Annotated in this window: 21 protein-coding genes; 14 read left to right on the top strand and 7 right to left on the bottom strand. The window is 49.4% G+C overall.

Translation table 11 applies throughout. The annotated features are described in order from the left end of the window. Nucleotides 1-93 precede the first annotated feature (93 nt). Together RIC19_RS01530 and rsmI are read left to right on the top strand one after the other, a co-directional pair. Nucleotides 94-804, top strand: coding sequence for a CDP-alcohol phosphatidyltransferase family protein (locus RIC19_RS01530; RefSeq protein ID WP_350176116.1), 711 nt, complete (start codon nt 94-96; stop codon nt 802-804). Between the two features lie 504 nt (nt 805-1308). Beyond that, nucleotides 1309-1986 (top strand): 16S rRNA (cytidine(1402)-2'-O)-methyltransferase, encoded by a 678-nt coding sequence (gene rsmI, locus RIC19_RS01525; RefSeq protein ID WP_350176229.1) that lies wholly within the window; start codon nt 1309-1311, stop codon nt 1984-1986. Nucleotides 1987-1998: 12 nt separating this feature from the next. On the opposite strand, the gene RIC19_RS01520 is transcribed toward rsmI, so the two are convergent. Next, nucleotides 1999-2319, bottom strand: coding sequence for a hypothetical protein (locus RIC19_RS01520; protein ID WP_350176114.1), 321 nt, complete (start codon nt 2317-2319; stop codon nt 1999-2001). Nucleotides 2320-2745: 426 nt separating this feature from the next. Here RIC19_RS01520 and RIC19_RS01515 point away from each other — a divergent pair, with 426 nt between their 5' ends. Further along, nucleotides 2746-3375, top strand: a complete 630-nt coding sequence (locus RIC19_RS01515) for a DUF937 domain-containing protein (RefSeq protein WP_350176112.1) — start codon at nt 2746-2748, stop codon at nt 3373-3375. Nucleotides 3376-3638: 263 nt separating this feature from the next. Here RIC19_RS01515 and RIC19_RS01510 read toward each other — a convergent pair whose 3' ends face one another. The 3 genes from RIC19_RS01510 to RIC19_RS01500 all read right to left on the bottom strand — a co-directional run bounded on the left by RIC19_RS01510 (nt 3639) and on the right by RIC19_RS01500 (nt 5345). Then, nucleotides 3639-3866 (bottom strand): Sec-independent protein translocase subunit TatA/TatB, encoded by a 228-nt coding sequence (locus RIC19_RS01510; protein ID WP_350176110.1) that lies wholly within the window; start codon nt 3864-3866, stop codon nt 3639-3641. Nucleotides 3867-4082: 216 nt separating this feature from the next. Next, nucleotides 4083-5036, bottom strand: a complete 954-nt coding sequence (locus RIC19_RS01505; protein ID WP_350176108.1) for an isopenicillin N synthase family dioxygenase — start codon at nt 5034-5036, stop codon at nt 4083-4085. Between the two features lie 84 nt (nt 5037-5120). After that, nucleotides 5121-5345 (bottom strand): hypothetical protein, encoded by a 225-nt coding sequence (locus RIC19_RS01500; RefSeq protein WP_350176106.1) that lies wholly within the window; start codon nt 5343-5345, stop codon nt 5121-5123. 68 nt (nt 5346-5413) lie between these two features. Between RIC19_RS01500 and RIC19_RS01495 the strand changes: the two genes are divergently transcribed. The 5 genes from RIC19_RS01495 to RIC19_RS01475 all read left to right on the top strand — a co-directional run bounded on the left by RIC19_RS01495 (nt 5414) and on the right by RIC19_RS01475 (nt 10666). Continuing rightward, on the top strand, nt 5414-6496 hold the full coding sequence (locus RIC19_RS01495) for a lysylphosphatidylglycerol synthase transmembrane domain-containing protein (protein ID WP_350176104.1): 1083 nt from the start codon (nt 5414-5416) through the stop codon (nt 6494-6496). A gap of 3 nt (nt 6497-6499) precedes the next feature. Next, entirely contained in the window at nt 6500-6988 is a 489-nt protein-coding gene (rfaE2, locus tag RIC19_RS01490; RefSeq protein ID WP_350176102.1) for a D-glycero-beta-D-manno-heptose 1-phosphate adenylyltransferase, read from the top strand. After that, entirely contained in the window at nt 6988-8040 is a 1053-nt protein-coding gene (locus RIC19_RS01485) for a Nif3-like dinuclear metal center hexameric protein (protein WP_350176100.1), read from the top strand. The genes rfaE2 and RIC19_RS01485 overlap by 1 nt, the downstream gene beginning before the upstream one ends. 49 nt (nt 8041-8089) lie before the next feature. Further along, nucleotides 8090-8851, top strand: coding sequence for a zinc ribbon domain-containing protein (locus RIC19_RS01480; RefSeq protein ID WP_350176098.1), 762 nt, complete (start codon nt 8090-8092; stop codon nt 8849-8851). A 321-nt stretch (nt 8852-9172) separates the two neighbouring features. Further along, on the top strand, nt 9173-10666 hold the full coding sequence (locus tag RIC19_RS01475) for a tetratricopeptide repeat protein (protein ID WP_350176096.1): 1494 nt from the start codon (nt 9173-9175) through the stop codon (nt 10664-10666). Between the two features lie 3 nt (nt 10667-10669). On the opposite strand, the gene RIC19_RS01470 is transcribed toward RIC19_RS01475, so the two are convergent. Further along, nucleotides 10670-11422 carry a DUF547 domain-containing protein gene (locus RIC19_RS01470; protein WP_350176094.1) on the bottom strand — a complete coding sequence of 251 codons (753 nt, stop codon included), beginning with the start codon at nt 11420-11422 and terminating at the stop codon, nt 10670-10672. Between the two features lie 85 nt (nt 11423-11507). Next, nucleotides 11508-12602, bottom strand: a complete 1095-nt coding sequence (locus RIC19_RS01465) for a transporter substrate-binding domain-containing protein (protein ID WP_350176092.1) — start codon at nt 12600-12602, stop codon at nt 11508-11510. A 113-nt stretch (nt 12603-12715) separates the two neighbouring features. Between RIC19_RS01465 and RIC19_RS01460 the strand changes: the two genes are divergently transcribed. Further along, nucleotides 12716-12922 carry a hypothetical protein gene (locus RIC19_RS01460; protein ID WP_350176090.1) on the top strand — a complete coding sequence of 69 codons (207 nt, stop codon included), beginning with the start codon at nt 12716-12718 and terminating at the stop codon, nt 12920-12922. A 3-nt stretch (nt 12923-12925) separates the two neighbouring features. Further along, entirely contained in the window at nt 12926-13819 is an 894-nt protein-coding gene (locus RIC19_RS01455; protein WP_350176088.1) for a universal stress protein, read from the top strand. A gap of 3 nt (nt 13820-13822) precedes the next feature. Here the strand turns inward: RIC19_RS01455 and RIC19_RS01450 are convergent, their stop codons facing one another. Next, nucleotides 13823-14650 (bottom strand): ion transporter, encoded by an 828-nt coding sequence (locus RIC19_RS01450; RefSeq protein ID WP_350176086.1) that lies wholly within the window; start codon nt 14648-14650, stop codon nt 13823-13825. 703 nt (nt 14651-15353) lie between these two features. On the opposite strand from RIC19_RS01450, the gene RIC19_RS01445 reads away from it, so the two are divergent. The 4 genes from RIC19_RS01445 to RIC19_RS01430 all read left to right on the top strand — a co-directional run bounded on the left by RIC19_RS01445 (nt 15354) and on the right by RIC19_RS01430 (nt 20373). Beyond that, entirely contained in the window at nt 15354-16109 is a 756-nt protein-coding gene (locus RIC19_RS01445; RefSeq protein ID WP_350176084.1) for a LytR/AlgR family response regulator transcription factor, read from the top strand. A 412-nt stretch (nt 16110-16521) separates the two neighbouring features. Next, nucleotides 16522-16665, top strand: a complete 144-nt coding sequence (locus RIC19_RS01440) for a hypothetical protein (RefSeq protein ID WP_350176082.1) — start codon at nt 16522-16524, stop codon at nt 16663-16665. Between the two features lie 518 nt (nt 16666-17183). Then, nucleotides 17184-19142: a histidine kinase gene (locus RIC19_RS01435; protein WP_350176080.1), complete on the top strand. Its 1959-nt coding sequence runs from the start codon at nt 17184-17186 to the stop codon at nt 19140-19142. Between the two features lie 349 nt (nt 19143-19491). Beyond that, complete coding sequence (locus RIC19_RS01430) at nt 19492-20373, top strand: glutamate--tRNA ligase family protein (protein ID WP_350176078.1); 882 nt, start codon at nt 19492-19494, stop codon at nt 20371-20373. Nucleotides 20374-20399: the final 26 nt, after the last annotated feature.

Raw genomic sequence — 20399 nt, 5'->3', positions numbered from 1 at the left:
AACGGTAAGTTACTAAATAAAATTAAAGTCCCAACCCGCTCTCTTAGTCGGCTACTTTCCTGAACCCCCGGCTTTTCGTACCTTCGCGCCATCATGGTCAAAAAGCATATTCCAAACGCTATTACCCTGCTCAACCTGGTTTTTGGTTGCTGCGCATTGGTGAGTATACTGTACGGACAGTATGTGACGGGCTTTGGCTTTATCGTGGCTGCTGTGGCTGCCGATTATGCGGACGGTCTCGTGGCAAGGCTGCTGGGCGTTCATTCAGAATTAGGGAAAGAGCTGGACTCTATCGCTGATGTGGTATCTTTTGGAGTTGTGCCCGGTGCGATTTACTATCAGTTGCTGCTGATTGCGCTGGAACAGGAGGGTACAGGAGCTTTGGTGTATGCAGCGGTGCCCGGTTTTGTCCTTTCGGCATTTTCTGGTATGCGGCTGGCTAAATTCAATCTCGACACCCGTCAGACGGAGGGGTTTATCGGTTTGCCCACGCCTTCGAGTACCATGTTTGTGACGGGCCTGATGCTGATCTACGCTTTAGACAGCTACGGTATGGGGGAGTGGGTTGTGCGCAGCCCAATCGTGCTGTATGCGCTAATCGCGCTGCAGTCTTATCTGTTGGTGAGCGAAATTCCCATGTTTGCGCTCAAGTTCAAATCATTGACGTGGGCTGGCAACGAGATAAAATTTATTTTTGCAGGCATTGCGCTGCTGTTGCTCATCCTGACACAGGAGGTGGCTTTTTCAGCAGTCGTTGTGCTGTATGTTGTTTTTTCTGCCGTTCGGCATTTTACAAAGCACTAGTGCGGCTAGTCCGAAATGACGCGGCGTATTTTACGCTTGGAAGCCTTGGGTTTGCTGAACTTTTACGTTTAGTCACTTCCGAGATACTCCACGAGTGCTTTGTCAAGTCTTATGAAAAGCTGGGTTTCCAGAGATGAGCATAAGGTGCATCTCTTCCGGCTGGGGGTAACATGCGACTTCTCCGAAGTCGATCTCCTGTGGTGTTGCCAAGGTTAAAGATGTGTGACTTCTCCGAAGTCTTCCAATGCTTAGCGACGAGCAATCAATAACGGTTGGTTTTCTAGGAGCGCTTTTTCCTTGATCCGGCGTTGAAGAACCGCCAGCCTTAGCGCCTCTAAGGTCGGGAATCCCGCAATGCTGCGGGGCAGGCTTTGGCTAAAGAAAAAATCGCTGGGCTATCTAAACACAACACGCTCTAAGCACTCGTCGCTTAGTGACCTGACTACACTCTTCATTTGATACTTTACAGAGCACTATTGCCATTTGATATTTTCACTGAACTGAATTCATATGCTCCATCTCATTCCTACGCCTATAGGCAATCTGGAAGACATCACACTCCGGGCCCTGCGCCTGCTAAAAGAGGTGGATTTTATCCTCGCTGAAGATACCCGTACGTCCAGGAAGCTACTGGACCATTACGATATTACCACGCCTCTGCGGGCTTACCACGCGCACAATGAGCATAAAATTACCGAAGGCCTGCTGGAACAGCTGAAAGGTGGTACCCGCATGGCGCTGATTTCGGATGCAGGCATGCCCGGAATTTCTGACCCTGGCTTTCTGCTGTCGCGCGCCTGCGTACAGGAGGGCGTAAAGGTAGAATGCCTGCCAGGCGCTACGGCTTTCGTCCCTGCTCTTGTTGCTTCGGGTATACCCTGCGACAAATTTCACTTCGAGGGGTTTCTGCCTCACAAAAAGGGCCGTCAGACGCGGTTAAGTTACCTGGCGGAGCTGCCGGTTACTTTTGTATTGTACGAATCACCATACCGGCTGGTCAAATGCTTGCAGCAATTGGCCGCGTGTTGCGGCGCAGACCGCCTGGCCTGCGTGGCCCGCGAACTGACCAAAATGCACGAAGAGATTAGGACGGCCCCGCTGCACGAGCTCATCGCTTACTATGGCGAACAGGCAAAAGTAAAGGGCGAAATAGTAGTAGTGGTGAGTGGCAAGTCAGCGTAGGGGCTATTGTGTTCAGGCGCCCTGTGGCGGTTCTTGTTCATCTCTGCGGGCAGAGGCGTTGCCTCCCAGGTGCGCCATGCTGTCTTTTTCCGTAAAGGGATGCGGGCGTTCCGGTGCTTTGGTAGCGGATGTTGAAGTGGGGAGGGCCTGATCCAATTCATCCGAAGCGTAGGGAAGATCATTGGCTTGTTCCTGAGCTTTGCGTATGTTGGCCATGGTGTTGGCTGCGACAAGCCGCATGAGGCTGGATACCCCCCGGTCCATATCCGGTGTGTCAGGCTCCTGCTCGCCGCGAAACCAAGCCATTACTGCTTTTAGATCGTTCCACATCATGAATCGGAAAGGTTTTAGAGTGTGTTGGGACTCTGGTCTTCTAGTCGAAAACCAGCAGTTTACAGACCGATCGCTAAAGTCCCAACACACTCTTTTTTGAAGAAACAGCCCAATCAGCTGATAGTTGATGTGACCAGCCGGGGAAAACACGTCTACAAAAGGCTGTTTCGGGCAGACAGAAAGCTTTGCTACCCGAAAAACAATCTGTAATTTAGAGCTTGTTGGGATTTTGCTTTTGAAGTGAACGTAGCCAAATTTTGTTCTGACCGAGGCGTGAGACATTCAAGAATGGCATTAAAGGGGCCCAATCTTGAATCACATAGCCTTAGCTACGTGACCGAAGAGCAGGACGGAATTTGGCAAGAGCAGCCCAAAGTTTAAAATCCAAATAAGCTCTTATCACCATAATCAACCATAAAAAACAATATGGAAGCTAACTTAATGAACCTCCTGCAAGGTTCTCTTTCCGAGGGAATGATTGAACAACTGAGCCAGCAAATCGGAGGTGCCAATAAAGAAAGTACCGCCGCAGCAGCCTCTGGCATTGTGAATACGCTGATGGGCGCACTGGCTAAAAACGCAGAATCTACAGAGGGCGCACAAGCGCTGAATAACGCGCTGGAGCGCGACCACGACGGCAGTATCCTGAACGATGTAGTGGGGATGCTGAGCGGTCAGCAAGCCCAGTCTCAGGACACCCGGATGCTCAATGGCTCTGGCATCCTGAACCACGTCCTGGGCAATAAGCAGGGTGGTGCGGTAGAAATGATCAGCAAGCTGAGTGGGCTGGACTCCGATAAAACGGGTAGCCTGATGACGATGCTGGCACCGGTCGTGATGGGCGCTTTAGGCAAAACCAAGAAGGAGCAAGGCCTGGATATTGCAGGGATCGCTTCCCTGCTGTCCGGAACCGTTTCAGCAGAGCGTGCAAATTCAGACAATCCCGCTATCGATATGGCCATGAAGTTTTTGGACAGCGATGGCGATGGTAGTGTAGTGGATGACGTAGCGAGCATCGGCATGAAAATGCTGGGAGGGCTGTTTGGCAGAAAATAAGCATCACCAGTGCCACTGCATGAAAAAAGCCATCCGGGAATGTTTCCGGATGGCTTTTTCTGTTTAGAGCTTGTTTGGAGCGGTTTCGTCATAAAAATCAAGGATTTATGGTTCTGACAAAGGCACTAAATTCGAGTTTAGCGGGCTAAATAAAAATTTAGTGAGGAAGTCAGAGCTTGCCCGCATTTCTGCGGGGTTCATAAAGCGTTGATTTGGAATAGTAACGAGCTCCAAACATGCTCTTAGCCACGAAGCCGTGGATTTTATGCGTTACTGTTTTCTTTTTTCTCAGCTTCTCTGCGTTCAGCCGCATCCATGCCATCCTTGAGCTCGCTTTCGAGCGAAGAGCGTGCGGTGTTGAACTCCCGAATGCCCTTGCCGATGCCGCGCATCAGTTCAGGGATCTTCTTACCGCCGAAAAGCAACAGAATCGCAAAAAGCACGACGAGCATTTCCGGACCGAAGAAGTTGAACAACAATATAGTTTCCATAATGATCAGTTTTAATTGGTACAAAATTACAGCATTATGCTGTCCTTATCAACCTGCTTTTAGTCATCAGACCGTAATAAGAGGTTTAAGTTTAGTGAAAGTAATGTATTTTAGGACGACTTGAAAAATTACTTCCGAATTTCTCTTAAGACTTTTGAAGAGCCCGTCCCGAAGTCACTTGAAAGCAAAATCAGGGGCGTTGATTTTCTGCAGCCCTTATTTTTTTAGCCCAATCTCGCGCAGCCGTTCGTCCAGGTATTCGCCGGCGGTAATAGGTTTGTAGTGCAGTGGGTTGTCGGTTGTGATGCACTTTTCCAGTGCACTGAGGTCCATTTCTGACTTCGGGTGCAGGAAAAACGGAATAGAAAGCCGGGGCAAGTGCCATTCTTCACGCGGTGGGTTCACCACACGGTGGGTCGTCGACTTGAGGTAGTTGTTGGTCAGGCGCTGCAGCATGTCCCCTACATTGATCACGATCTCGTTCTCCTCCGGCATGATGGGCAGCCACTCGCCGTCTTTATTCAGCAGTTGCAATCCACCCGCTGATGCCCCAACGAGTAAGGTGATCAGGTTGATGTCTTCGTGCTGTTCTGCCCGGATGGCAGAGTCGGGCTCTTGTGTGATAGGCGGGTAATGGATCGCCCGCAGAATGCTGTTGCCCTTTTCGATGTGCTGCTCAAAGTAGTCTTCCGGGAGCTCTAGGTGGATGGCGATGGCTTTCAGTAATTCGGCACCTGCCTTTTCGAAGGCCCGGTATAATTCCAGCCCGAGGTTGGTGAATGCTGCAATTTCTGCAACGTGCACATTATCCGGGTATTCCGCTTTGCGCGGGTCGTCGTCGGGTACCTCCTGGCCAATTTGGAAGAACTCTTTCAGGTCGGCCACTTTGGATTGCTTGGCGTGCTCCTTACCAAAAGAAGTGTAGCCTCGCTGCCCGGCCATGCCTGCTATTTCGTACTGTTTTTTCACTTCCTTAGGGAGTGAAAAAAAGGCATTAGAAGCGTTGTAAAAATCAGTGATCAGTTTTTCGGATATACCGTGGCCGGTGACACCGACGAAACCGATTTCGTGGAAAGCCTGGCCCAGTTCAGCTACGAAAGCCTTGCGGGAGCCCGCATCCCCCTGAGTGAATTGAGACAGGTCGACTACAGGAATTACTCTTTTGGTCATTGGTACGATATGCTTGTTTCAATAATGCGCCGCAAATTACCGTAATTTACTGCTTTTCAGCAAGAAATTATTCGTAAAGGAAGGTTAAATTGCCAGATCGTGCTTCTTGTTGAGCCGGTTAGGATAGTAAGGGCTGACTTCAATGATGCTAACCGGCCCAACAAATTCAACGAAGGGCCTTAACCGCCCCGGTGTGGGCCAAAAGCCAGTAAAGGGGCAGATTTTCGGGTGTAGCTTCCCGGGGTTCAATCTTTTTTTGCCATAAAACCCGGAGCGCTCTAAAATGTTGAGCTTCAGTATGTTTTTCACTGGTGGCCGGCGCTTTGCGGTTTAGCCACTGTCACCTATCTTTGCGCGCAATATCAATCAAGTGACCTTTGAAAAAGACACTCATCAATATTCTGAAATTCCTGTTGTTTTTGGGCCTGGGGCTGGGGATTCTTTTCCTGGTGTACCGAAGCCAAAATGCAGCGTATCAGGAAGAATGTGCCCTCAAAGGCATCTCCGCTGAAGACTGCAGTTTGTTTCAAAAAGTAGTTACCGACTTTCAGGAAGCCAATTACTTCTGGGTGCTCATGGTGCTGGTCGCCTTCATGGTGAGCAATGTGAGCCGGGCAATCCGGTGGAGCATGCTCATCCGGCCGATGGGGTATACGCCCCGGTTTGTCAATGCTTTTCTGACCACTGTGCTGGGTTACTTTGCCAACCTGGGCCTGCCCCGGATGGGGGAAGTGGTGAGAGGGGCTTCATTAGCACAGTACGAGAAAATCCCTCTGGAAAAGGTGATGGGCACTATCGTTGTGGACCGTATCATTGACGTCATCAGCATTCTGCTGGTCACGGGCCTTGCTTTTTTGCTGGAGTTCGACACCATCTGGCAGTTTGTAAATGAGAAGGCCGACCTGGGCAAGCTGGCCAATCTGGGCAACCTGATGGCCGTCGCGGCCGGGGTGGGCATTTTGGGCCTTGGGCTCCTGTACCTTCTGCGCAAGCCGTTGTCCCGCACTGCGATTTACAAAAAAGTACGGGCACTGGCGCTCGGCTTTTGGGAAGGGCTGCAGACGGTACGTCAGCTTGAAAACCCCTGGTGGTTCTTTTTCCACAGTGTGAACATCTGGTTCATGTACTATCTGATGACCTACCTCTGCTTCTTTGCCTTTGCGCCTACTGCCGGATTACCGGCTATTGCAGGGCTTACGGTATTCGTTTTTGGTGGCTGGGGCGTGGTCATCCCTTCCCCCGGTGGTATGGGCACCTATCATTTTCTGGCACAGACGGCACTGACCATGTATGGTATAAGTGGAGAAGACGGCTTTTCCTGGGCCAACATCGCTTTCTTTTCTATACAGTTGGGCTGTAATGTGCTGGTTGGTATTTTCGCCCTGGTCTTCCTGCCCATTCTCAACCGCAACTATCAGCCCGGCAATGGCCCGGAGCGGGTAGTCACAGCCAACGCATAACTTATGATTGAGGACATCAAAGCCAAGATAGCAGACCGGGCACAGGCAAAGGCCAAACGGCAATTGTGGCGGGAACAAGGCCGGAAGGTCGTTTTTACCAACGGTTGTTTCGATTTGCTGCACTACGGGCATATTCACTACCTGGCGCAAGCCCGGGAGCTGGGCGATGCGCTCATCATCGGGCTCAACGCAGCGGCCTCCGTCCGACGGCTCAAAGGCCCAAACCGGCCCATCAATGATGAAGCTACCCGCCTTTGGCAAATGGCCTCCCTGCAATTTGTAGACCTGGTGGTGCCTTTTGAGGAGGACACCCCGGCGGCCCTGATCGATCTGCTCCTGCCTGATGTGCTCGTGAAAGGAGGGGATTATACGATTGAGGAAATTGTTGGAGCCGGCACCGTGCTCGAACATGGCGGAGAAGTCCGTGTCTTATCTTATATTAACGGTTATTCCACGACCTCTATCGAGGCGAAAATCAGAAATCAATCCTAATGCAGATCCGTGACGTCATACAACACCTGGAACAAATTGCACCGCCGGTCTATCAGGCCGGGTACGATAATGCCGGACTGATTACGGGAGATGACAGCGCAGAAGTAAAAGGAGTGCTCTGTTGCCTGGATTCTACCGAGGCCATTGTGGCGGAAGCCATCGAAAAGGGCTGTAACCTGATCGTGGCCCACCATCCCATTGTCTTCAAAGGGTTGAAAAGCCTCACCGGCCGCAACTACGTGGAGCGGGTGGTCATACAAGCCATCCGGCACGATATCGCCATATATGCTATACACACCAATCTGGACAGCGTTTACTATCAGGGCGTCAATACCCGTATAGCGGAGAAGCTGAAGCTACAGGATACCCGGATTTTGGCACCGGCTGGGGTAATGAAAAAGCTGAGCGTATACGTACCGCCGGCCTATAGCGATACCGTCCGCAAGGCGCTCTTCGCCGCCGGAGCCGGCACGCTCAGTCAGGAAGAAGCGCTGAGTTATGCTTCTTTGGGTGTAGGTACGCAGCGCGGGCAGACGGTAGCGGAGGTCAAGCTGGAGGTCTTTTTCGCTACGGGCCAACAGCCGGCTGTGCTTCGGGCACTCCGCGACAGTGTGCCGGAGCAGCAGCTGCCTTACGAAGTGATGGCTATTGAAAATAAAAGCCCGCTGGTGGGTTCCGGAATGATCGGGCGCCTGGAAAAGCCCATGAAAGAAGACGCTTTCCTGAAGCACCTGAAAAAAGCAATGGATGTCAGCGTCATACGGCATACGGCTCTGCTCGGGCAGCCCGTCAGGACTGTGGCGGTTTGCGGTGGAGCAGGCGGTTTCCTGCTCGGTGCTGCAAAGGGGCAGGGGGCGGATATTTTCATAACTGCGGACTACAAATACCACGAATTTTTTGATGCAGACGGGCAAATCGTGATTGCCGATATCGGGCATTATGAAAGCGAGCAGTTTACAATACAGCTGTTGCAGGAGATTATTTCTCAGAAATTTAGTAATTTTGCCGCTTATTGCACGGAAGTCACAACGAATCCCGTTCATTACTTGTAGTATAAAAGGCTACAATTCCATCTGATCACTATTAAATCAATATACAATAATGGCAGGAGAACCCACTGTTGCGGAGAAACTGAAAAACTTATTCGAACTCCAAACCATTGACTCCAAGATTGACGAGATTGAAATCCTGAAGGGGGAGCTGCCTATTGAGGTAAGCGACCTGGAGGACGAGATTGCTGGTCTGGAAACCCGGATCAACCGGCTCAATGAGCAAATTGCCGACTTTGATTCGGAAATTTCCAAGCACGGCGCGAATATCAAGGAGGCGGAGGCTTTAATTGAGCGTTACAATACACAGCTCGATAACGTAAAGAATAACCGCGAATACGATGCCCTGATGAAGGAGCTGGAAATGCAGAATCTGGAGATTCAGCTTTCTGAGAAGAAAATCCGCGGTGTAGAAAAAGACAAAGAGCGTAAAGCGGAAACCCTGGAGGCCAATCAGGAGCGCCTGGATCGTAAGTCTAAGGATCTCGCTACCAAAAAGGTAGAGCTCGAGGAGATCATCAAGAAGACCGAAAAAGAAGAGCAGAAGCTGCGCAAGGAAGCGGAGAAGTGGCGCAAGAAAATTGAAGATCGCCTGCTGCGCGCTTATGACCGCACCCGCACCAATTACCGCAACGGAATGGCGGTGGTCACTGTGGAGCGTAACGCCTGTGGTGGCTGTTTCAACATGATCCCGCCGCAGCTACAGCTGGAGATTGCTATGCAGAAGAAAATCATTGCCTGTGAGCACTGCAGCCGCGTATTGGTAGATGATACCATTGCTGCTGAAGTAACCGGAGAGACGGAGGCTGCATAGCCCTGTTTGCTCCAATCACCTGTTAAAGAAGCCCTGATAAGCCTGTAATGTGCTGTCGGGGCTTCCTGGTGCTTTGTCAAGTATGAAATAACGGGTAATCTGTGGCAGCTTTTTTGCCCAGCTCTACGTTAGCGAACAGCTCATATCGCTCCACGAGAGAAGGGGACTAAAGGGGGCCCTTTCCGAAGTTAATCGCGAACCACCGCTCCCCCTATTCAGCGGGACAGGCTTTGATTTGGACAAAAACCTGCTGACACCTTACTCTGCTTTCCATACTTGACAAAGCACTGGTTTATTATCTTTGTGCCCAAACCAAGTGATATGTACGCCCTCCGGACTTTCCTTTTCGCTTCGCTAATCCTGTTTGCTCCTGTGTGCCTCGTAGCAGGTAAGTATTTCCATTTTACCGTTGACGCCAGAACCGCCTACGAAAAGGCGACCGACCTGCGCTTTGGTGAGGCTTATGCCCTCCTGGCCAAAGTCCGTTTGCAGGAACCGGACAATCTTATCGTCCACCATATTGAAAACTACATCGACTTCTTCAAACTGTACATCAACGAAAACGAGGAGGATTACAAAGTACTGAAAGCCAAAAGGGACCGCCGGCTGGAGACCATCGCGAACAACGGCGACCCCAACTCTCCCTACTACCGCTTCGTTCAGGCCGATATCCGCTTGCAGTGGGCATTGGTCCGCTTGCGGTTTGAAGACTACATTGGCGCTTTTACGGAAGTAAGCAAGGCTTACAAGCTTCTTAGGGAAAATGAAGCCCTGTACCCCGATTTCATGCCCAACAAGAAGGACCTGGGCATCCTACATGCTATGGTCGGTACTATTCCGGACAGTTACAAATGGGGCATTAAGCTGTTGGGCGGCCTTGAAGGTACGATTGAAGAAGGGCGGCGCGAGGTGGAAGCGGTGCTGGAATATGCCAAGTCGCATGATTTCGTCTTCGAAAAAGAGACCAAAGTGCTCTACGCCATGCTGCTGCTGCACCTGGAAAACAAGGGGGATGCAGCTTGGAAAGCAGTCAACAAAGCCGGGTTGTCACCTCGTCAGAGCCCGCTGCACTGTTTTGTTCTGGCCCACGTTGCTATGCGGACCGGGCGTAACGATCAGGCGATTGAAGTCCTGCAGCTCCATCCCAAAAACGGTGTGTATTTCAATTTCCCTTATTTGGATTATATGCTGGGGCTGGCCAAACTAAGGAGGCTGGATTCGGACGCTGCCCCGTACTTTCAGCAGTACCTCAAAGCGTACAACGGCAGGAATTTCATCAAAGAAACGTACCAGAAACTAGGCTGGCAGGCTCTCATCAACGGCAATCAGGAGGGGTATAAGCGCCATATGCTGAATTGTATTGCGCACGGGGACGCTGTAGCCGGCGGAGACAAAAACGCGCAGCAGGAGGCTACCGCCGGTATTGTGCCTAACCTGGACCTGCTCCGGGCACGCTTGCTCTTTGACGGAGGCTATTTTCAGAAAGGTTACCAGCTGCTGGCCGTGCAGCAGGCCGCTAATTTCAAAAGTGCCCATGAGCTGGAATACTACTACCGGTTGGGGCGGCTGTTGCACGGGATGGAGCAATATGAAGAGGCGCTGCGCCATTATCAGCTGACGCTGGATAAAGGAGCCGACTCTCCCTGGTTTTATGCTTGCAACGCAGCTTTACAGATGGGCGTGATCTACGAAGAGCTGGACGAACGGACCCAGGCGCGCCAGGCTTATGAGCGTTGCCTCAGCCTAAGGCCCGAAGAGTACCGCGTGGGGTTGCACCAAAAAGCTAAAGCTGGCCTTGCCCGGCTGCAGCAATAACAGCTACTGTGCGTTCAGGCTCCAGTTGTACTCCAGGTAAGAAATCTCTGCATCTTCATTGATTTCGATGGGGGCATACTGATTGATGTAGCCAATTATGGTCTGCCCGTTGGTTTTGAAGTCCCCTCCGTACCAGGTGTAGATTTTCGATAGGCGGACTGAATTGGGGCTTAACTGGTTTTTGCTTTCCTGGGCAAGGAAATCTTTTGCGGCTTGTGTCAGCTGCGCATCGAGCTGCCCGGGCATGTAAGCCCGGTTACTGAGCTTAGGGCAGGAAATAGCGGCACAATTGACCGCAAAGTGGATGCGGGGCTCTTCAAACCCGGGGCGGATGATCCCATGTTCGATGTTGTTTAAGTCGTAGGTACGCCCCTCTATTTCTATAAACTTGATGTCCCAGACGGTATTAACGAAAGGGATGCCATTCTTGATGTCTTTAATGCTCTCCACCGGGTAATGGTCGGCCACCAGTTTGACCGTGAATGCGTTATAGGCATTGATCCAGTAAGCGAGCTGTTCGTCCCGCGACCAGTGTTTGTCGTTGGGGTGGTTTTGCCGCAGCACATCCAGGTAATCATTAAGCCGGGCACTGTCCGCTATGAAGCCTTCGTAGTTGACCAGCCCGTCTTCGGTAACGTGTTTTTGGAGCAGGCTATCCCAAATCCGGTGTTCCACAGGCATGGAATCAGAAGCGTAATCACTGATTTTGCACCCGTATAGGAGTGCGGTCATAAAAAGCAAGGGCAGGTAGCGCATAGGCAATGTTTATTTGCATAACACGCCCTGCACCTGAATGTTAGCGCAACAAGAAAGAGAAGCAGGGGGAATGTCCGGGCCAGGACTACTTCTCCTTCAAGTCGTACTCCGAAAGAATAGCCTGCCAGCGGCTGCTCTCCAGGATGCGCAGCATAATGGGGTTGATCTGATCAGCCAGCGGGCTGCCTTTGGGCAAGCCAAAGCTATAGTACTGCGTGTTGAACCGATAGGGGAGGACCTGCAATGCTTTGCGGTTGCTGCTTAGGATTTCGTACCTCAGGATGGGCTCATCGTACACAAAAGCATCTATTTCACCTTCCTCCAGTGCATCCAATCCTTCCTGAATATTTTGATAAGGCTGAGCCGGCACATAGTTGTCTTCCAAAAACTGAAGGCTGGCCGAGGAAGCAACTGACCCCACCTCGTATTGCCGGAGCTCCTGCAGGCTCTCAATATCGCTGCTCAGCTGATTGACCGTAAGGGAAGACGCAATACTTGCCGTAAGGCTTGAAATAATAATGATGGCGGTAAACATCCACACGAGAGCGACGACCCTTCCACCGAGCGAACGAGGCGACTTATCGCCATAGCCCACCGTAGTCATCGTTACGGCCGACCACCAAATGCCTTCCCACATGCCGGCCCAGCCATCAGGGAACTCATCCGGGTTGGCCTTGCGCTCAAAAAGCCACGCAATGAAGCCGAATATAAAAATGACTATAAAAAGCACAAAAATGGCTTTGATGAAGTTGGCAGAGAAGAATTTTTTCACAAAGGCAGCGGCACTTTCCCAGCTGCTGCTGCTCCGGGTCGCGATGGCAGAAGAGGAAACAAAGAACGGCTGAGTGAACCCGATACGCTCAATCCGGTCGCTCGTTACGGTCAGAGGGTTAATGGCAATGTCTAGGTCTTTTGACTGCAGTTGACGAAGAACTTCACTTAGGCTAAGCTCTTGATAATCAAAGGACCGGCCCATTTCTGAGGCAATCTGCTCCCAGAGCCATGCACTAATACCCTTCAGCTGATCTGTATCTTTTTTGAACAAAAAAGGAGGCGATACCTTCACGCCGACACGAATAGCCGACAGGCTATCTGTATTTGGCGTTTTTTCCTGGCCGTAGATCCCTGTGAAAAAAAATAATGTGAATATTATGTACGATGTAATGTGTTTTTTTGTCATTTATTTTAGGCTTTTGTGCTAAAATTAAGCAATTTATTCTTTTAAGTTAAGAAAAACAGTGCTCTTCGGAGCCTGTCAGGTCTATGTTTCTTTTTAATTAAACACTAGTTTTTATGAATCGTACTTTACAAATGACTCGCTACCTCCTTGGGCTGCCCTTTACGCTACTGTTGTTTGTTATGTGCTACAGCCTGTATAAAGGACTAGTACAGGAATACGATGACTTGCAACAGCAAAAGCAGCAAAAGGAGCGGGCGTCCTACCAGAAGGTTTTATCAGAACTCATTGCCAAAAGGCAGAAAAAAAATAAAGTGGAATAGCCTATGGTTGCCTATAAATCAATGGTCTTTGGCCTGGATTTGACCGATATGGATCAGGTCCTGTTGAGGTATGCACGTTTTTTGTGCAACACCCTCCCCGGCATAGAAAAAGTGTATTTCCAGCACAACATCCGGTTTGATTATCCCGAAGAACTGGAAGTACTGATGGAAGAGCTGGAGAGCCCGCTCTCAGAGCTAATCGGAGAGGAGCTTGAGGAACAGATAGAGACCCATTTTTTGGATGATACTAGTCAGTCTGCCCCGGACGTAGACTGGGAGGTAATGGTGACCGAAGGCAGCTCAACCGCTCAGGAGATCGTGAAGATAGCCAATGCCGAAAGTGTGGACCTGATCGTTCTAGGCAAGAAGTTGTCTTACAAAGGCTCGGGGCAGGTCGCTGAGAAAGTGCTTCGGCAAACGACGCTTAGATCTGACCTGCTCAGCGTGCCGGAAACAGCGCCTCATGTTGTTAGCCGTATCGTGGTGCCTATAGATTTTTCCCAGGCTTCTAAGCGGGCGATGATGGTCGGGCACCGTATTGCCAAAGCGGTAGATGGGGTCCTTACCAATCAGCACGTGTACATCATTCCCATGCATTATTTTCCCTTTATCCCTGTGCAGGGGTTCCGAAAGTCTATGAAGGAGGAAGCGGAAGCGCAACACCGGCGTTTCCGGCGCAGCCTTCCGGAAGATTTACAGGAAGTGCCGTGTGTTTTCACTTACAGCGAGGACCGAACCACCGCACAGGCCGTTTATGACTTTGCAATACAAAAAAATAAGGACTGGGTCGTTATCGGGTCAAAAGGGCGGAGTAACCTCCCTGCTATGCTGCTGGGCAGCACAGCTATACAATTGTTGAATTTCGAATTTCATATTCCGGTACTGGTTGTCCGGTGAGTTTTAGAGGTTAAGCACTTCGCCACAGTATTTACAATGAATAGCATCATGATCGTGCCCTTCCTTGCCACAGTACCGGCAGGCCTGAGTAGTGGCTTTGTTATTTCTGTATTCTCTGACAAACTCTGCGGATACGATTCCGGTAGGCACCGCGATGATTGCGTAACCCAAAATCATGACAATGGCCGAAATGAACTGCCCCAAACCTGTCAGTGGCGTTATATCGCCGTAGCCTACGGTAGTAAGGGTGACGATAGACCAGTATATACTGCGTGGAATGCTGGAAAAGCCATCATTAGTTCCTCCCTCAATCAAATACATGATTGCGCCAATAATAATCACGAGCAGGGATACAAAAGTGAGGAATACCGTGATCTTGGCCCGGCTCGCCCGCAGGGCTTGTATGATAATATCCCCTTCATTAATAAAGTGCGCCATCTTGAAAATCCGGAAAATCCGGATCAGCCGGAAGGCGCGGATGATAAGAAAGTACTGAGCGGTAGGCAGGAACAGCGCCAGGTAGGACGGCAGTATCGCGAGCAGGTCGACGATACCGAAAAAGCTGGTGGCATACTTCATTGGGCGAAGCACACAGTACAGGCGGAGCAAATACTCAAGGGTGAAGAAAACCGTAAAGATCCACTCTACAATTGTGAACACAGTCGCGTACCGCTGCTGTAGATGCTCCACGCTTTCCAGCGTGACGGTCAGGACACTGGCGGCAATGAGCAGGAGCAAAATAACATCAAACGCCTTGCCTTCGGGCGTATCTGCCTCAAATATAATTTCATGAATTTTATGCTTTAGTCTTGATGAATCAGAATGCTGCATAGTCTCCGCATTGATGCTTTCCGGCAAATTAGGATTTCTTGAGAGATTTCAGAAACCAGGGATGCCCCATCCGTTGGGAAAATCTGATTTTAGAAGCGTGCGCACAGACTAAGAGCGTGTTGGGACTTTAGTAATCGGTCTGTAAACTGCACTTTTTCGCTTATACTTCGCCCCGAAAATCCTCATTTAGCTTAGGCTAAACTCCAGTTTTCGGGTCTCGTCTAACCAAAAAATTGCTAGTTTTCGACTAGAAGACCAAAATCCCAACACGCTCTAAGAGTATGTTTGGAGCGGATTCGTTATGGAAATCTAAGGTGGCAGCATAGCCTGCCCGCCGCATTACGGGGTTCATAAGCCCCTGTGTGCAATAGGGGCAACCTCCAAACATAGTCTCAGCCCGGGCGGCCGCTTTTCAGGAGCAGGCCATATGCCCGGAAGGGGGAAGTCAGCGCTACGCATTTTCTTAGCTATCTGCAAATAGCTCGCTTTGAGTAGAAAAGGGGTGGTTGAAATCTTTTATATTGTATTATTTTTAATTTATATTTGCCGCAGTGAATTTCGAATATTCCTGTTTCAGTCTACTTATTCCTCGGCTTGACGTACCACTATTTTTGAAGGGGCGTGCCAATTAACCGAAAAATATTGTATATTTGGTAGGGAATTTGTGGCTGTTAGTGCCTTAACTGCTAAAATTAAGATAGCCTTGTTCAAAGCCATAATTGTTGAAGATGAAGCCAAAGGGCTCAATAACCTGAAGAATCTGCTCAAGGAGCATTGCCCACAGGTTAATATAATTGGAGATGCAGGTACGATAGAGGAGGGGATTGCGCTGTTGGATGAAGAGGTGCCGGATGTGGCTTTTCTCGACATCAGCCTTCCGGATGGTCTTGTTTTTCAGATGCTGAACCGGATTCGACCTATCGATTTTGAAGTAATCTTTGTAACAGCTTACGAGGAGTACGCGGTTAAAGCTTGTCAATATAGCTCTATTGGCTATATTCTTAAGCCTATTGACCCTGATGCTTTAAAAGAAGCGGTGGCACGCATCAACCTCCGGCAAAATTCAGAAGTAGAAAAACGGCTGGACTTATTCAACAGCTACTATAATAATCCGAACGCTTTCACTAAGATGAGCATTTCTGCTCTGGATGGTATTTACTTTGTGAATATCGCGGACATCGTCCGGTTTGAAGCAGAAGATAATTATACTCATATTTTTCTAAAGAATGGAGACCGCATAACAGCTTCTAAAACCATAAAGGCCTACGAAGATTTGTTGGCACCCTTCAATTTCTACCGAGTCCACAAACGCCACGTGATCAACCTAAACTTTATGCGGAAGTTCGTCAAAGGAGACGGAGGGTACCTCGTCATGGATGATGACATTCAGATAGAAGTATCCCGACGCCGCCGACCCGCTTTCATGGAAAGAATGAAAAGGTTGCAGGAGGGGCTTTAGTATCTCCTATTGGCATCGTTTCTTACATATCGTTACCTGGAACCCCATCGGGCTTGTTCTGATGGGAGTATGAGTGACAGGTTGAGTTATATTTGAGCAAATACTCTTAGCAATTATGTTTTTTGCAGCATAAGTCTGTTACATTCAGCAATTGCAGAAAACCTTATATTGTTATCTTGAATTCCCTAGAACAAATCTACACAAAACACTTTACGATTTACAAACGCATAAGCACCTGATCCAAATGGTGTGAAGAACAGTCACATAGAAATACCGTTTATGTAAGATATAAATATATCAAGCTTGCGGTTACAATGCTTCGGTGCATTGGATTGTTTTTTTACTTTTACGGATGCATAGGTAGCTGTAATGCTTTTGGTATTAAGAGTCTGTGCAGAAAATCTAATTTACTATGGGAAGATCAAAAAAGAACCTCGAGGACATTAAGAAGGAACTCAAGTCGATCAAAAAAGAGGACATGAAAAAGATCGTCGGTGGTAAAAAGGGTAAAAAGAAAAATTGGAATAAGGGCTGTGGTGGTATAGTGCCGCAGTAACTTTCTAAAATATTTACCCCCCTTCTGAAAAGATGGCTATCCCTATTTATTTAGGCATAGCCATTTTTTATATTTGTCTTATATTAGAGTTTATTAACGTAAATTTTGTGCGTCCCTGGATTGCCTTTTTCACCAGCTCTGCATCAAGCCTGTCTGTGTCTCGTCGCCTGTGGGCTCTGACCACCGGAGACTGAAGTATCGACACGCAGGCAGGTCCTCACCTCCGTAGCTACACGAAGAAAGGGGATTAAAGGGCTCCTTTTATGAAGTCGGGGTTCCCGGGCGCTCTCCTGCTACTTTGCGGGACAGGTCTTGATATGGCAAAAAATCCTAATCCATGACCTATACAAAACCTACATTAATGAACGCTATTAAAATTGGTTGCCAATATTCCGAAATTGTAAGAGCATGTTGGGGTTTTGGCAAGCCCCGAACATACCTGCCCTGACCGGGCAAATATCTATAGTGCATGTCTGGCATCTGCCTTCAGGGCTATTCAAATACTTACGTCATCTACCATGTTTATCGAAGCTTCCGAACAACGTGTCGTTAACCTGCAGCAACTTGAAAACAAGTTGAGTATGCAGCCAGACCCCAAGCAGCGCCTGATCTTACTGGATAAGCTCATTGCACACTATGTGTTTTCCAATATTGAACAGGCGGAAAAATTGCTAAAGGAGCTCTACGAGATACTCCAGAGCATTGAAACGCCTGACCTGCTGCTCAACTACCACCTCTACGAGGCAACGATTAAGAACCAGATGTACGATTATGAACAGGCGGAATTTCATTATCAGTCTGCTATGGCCATCCTGGAGGAAAGAGGGTCTCTAAACCAACAGACGGAGGCCTATATAGACTACGCCGGGCTTTGTATCAATACAGGTGATTTGAGCCGGGCCCACGATTACCTCATTAAGGCAGGGAAACTGCTTAAAACTTTCCCCAGCGAGCGCTTAAAAGCCCGATTGATATGCCGCGACGGCTTCCTGCAATTACACTACGTCAATTACTCCAAAGCCATCGAGTTATTGCTGCTGGCCGACAAAATGATAACGACCCTGCAATCTCCACTCGAATTGAAGGACTATTATTTCCTGACGCTTATCCATTCCGGGCTTGGGCAGATTTACGAAGTCAATGATGAGGCAGAAAAGAGCATACGCGCCCGCAGAAAGGTGGTCGACATGTGCGAACAGATGGGGATACGTACGCGCCTTTCCTGGCACTATCTTAGTGTTGGGAGTAGCTATATGGCACAAGGGGAGCAGGAAAATGCAGAAGACTTTTTCCGTTTGGCGATCGAAAATGCAGATGACACGAGTGAGGATGCCCGCGCAAGTGCCTATGCCAATTTAGGGTTCTGTTATATAGAGCGCGATCAATATGAAGAAGCCCTGGACCTGTTGGACCGCGCAGATCAAATCTACTCCAAGAAGCCTGAACAGAACTACAACAACTTCTCCAACGTAGCCCTGTGGAGAGGAGAAGTCTTCCAGAAGCTGAATGATACAGAAAGAGCACTCGAACAACTGGAAATTGCGCTGCACTACGCCGAAAAGCAAGGCGACTTCAAACAGATTGCAGGCATCTGTAAAGAGTTGGCGACTTTTCACGCAGAGCTTGCCCATTACGAGCCCGCCTACCTGTACCAGTGCAAACACGATGAGTACCAGGAGCGCTACAACAACGACGTGGACCAGCGCAAACAGCGGGAAGTGGAAGCTAAATACGAAGCGGAAAAGAAAAGTCAGGAAACAGAACTGCTGGAGCTAAAAGCCACCCGGCTTCAGCTTAAGGCCCTGCGCGCGCAGATGAACCCGCACTTCATGTACAATGCGCTTAATTCTATCCAGAACTACATCACTTCCCATGATGTAGACTCTGCCACCAAATACCTGGCTAAGTTTGCCCAACTCATGCGCCGTAGCCTCGAGTACTCCGAACTGGAAGTGATCTCCCTTGAGGAAGAAATTGAGTTCCTCGAGCAATACCTCGTCATCAATGAAAAACTCCGGTTTGAAAACAAACTGAGCTACGAAATTATCATTGATGAAGAAATAGAAGAAGATATTTTTTGCGTGCCGACAATGATCATTCAGCCCTACGTTGAAAATGCAATCGAACATGGTCTGCGCACCCGGGACAACGGGTTGATTAAAGTCTTCTTCTTTTTATTTGATGAGCAAACGATCTTGTGCCGGATCGAAGATAACGGGATAGGGCGGGATAAAGCCCTTCAGCTTCAAATGAATGACCCACAATACCAGAACCACCGCTCCCGGGGGACAAGCATTACGGAAAAGCGCCTGAGTATTTTGCACAGTGGCAATTCAAAAAAGGAGGATATCTACGTGCATACCGAAGACCTGAAAGACCCTGTGACCGGCCATCCACTGGGGACTCGGGTCGAGATCAAAATCCCGGTCCTGGAAATCAAGGTCAGCCCCTCTTCTCAAACAACCAGCCCTTTGTAGAGCCTCTGACTCCGTTAGATAACCTATTGGCACCTTTAACCGGCTCAAAATAACCGTACCCGGAAAAGCCCCCGCATTTCCATACTCAAAACCTTATCTTGTACTCAGTTTTCTCATAGTATGTTTGTTTGAACCTCCTGCACCCAACATCGGTGCAGGTTTTTTTTTGCCATATTCTATCTGACCGGCACCTTAATCTACTCCAGCCTCCCCGCTTTCTAATTCCCCTCCAGTTTACCTATTCGCTTTTCTTAAATTTGACCGTGTAGTTTTCTCATAGTATGTTAGTGCTCCTACATCCAGACTCCCTTGATGTAGGAGTTTTTTTGTGTTAAAGACCTTTTTCTTCATGGAGCATTCGCCCTTGCGCACCCGGTTAGCCCCCACGCCCAGTGGTTTGTTGCACCCTGGCAACGGGCTCTCCTTTATTATGACCTGGGCCATCGCCAGAGCAAAGCAGGGGCAGGTGCTACTTCGTATTGATGACCTCGATAAAGCGCGCACCCGTGAAGCTTATGTTGAGGATGTTTTCCGCACCCTGGACTGGCTGGGCCTGGACTATGACGAAGGGCCGGCTGGTGTGGATGACTTCTTCGCCAACTGGTCTCAGCATACTCGTTTGGAACAATACAGCGCTTATTTACAGCAACTCATGGAGGGGAGGCATCTTTTTGCCTGTACCTGTAGCCGGAAACAAATCCGCGACATCAATGCTGATGGTCGCTATCCTGGTACCTGCTGCACCCGAAGTCTGGCCTTCAATGCCGCCAAAACGGCCTGGCGGATAATCGCCCCGCCAAAGAATACCATAGTGGTACTGAACCACTGGCGGAATAGTCAGGAAAAGGTTGCACTGGAGCCAATTGATGCTTTTGTTGTGCGCCAAAAAAACGGCTTCCCGGCTTATCAGCTGGCTTCACTGGTCGACGATCTTCTCCACGGGATTAACTTAATTGTCAGAGGGTCAGATTTATGGGATTCTACCCTGTCGCAATTGTACCTGGCTCAATTGCTGGAAGCAGAACCATTCCTGAACAGTACTTTTTGGCACCACCCTTTGCTGACCGGAAACGATGGAGAAAAACTCTCCAAAAGCAAAGGTGCAGGGTCACTGAAGGCCTGGCGGGAAGCCGGCAAATCTCCTACGCCATTGTTTAAACAGGCTGCTGCTTTACTGGGCCTCGAAGAAGAGGCGGGTAGCCTGGAAGCGTTGGTTGCAGGCTTGGCTTAGGATTACTTTTCCGGAAAGTAAGGAAA

It is taken from the genome of Phaeodactylibacter sp., from assembly GCF_040219495.1.
Lineage (GTDB): Bacteria > Bacteroidota > Bacteroidia > Chitinophagales > Saprospiraceae > Phaeodactylibacter.
This window is presented reverse-complemented; position numbering and strand designations above follow the sequence as displayed.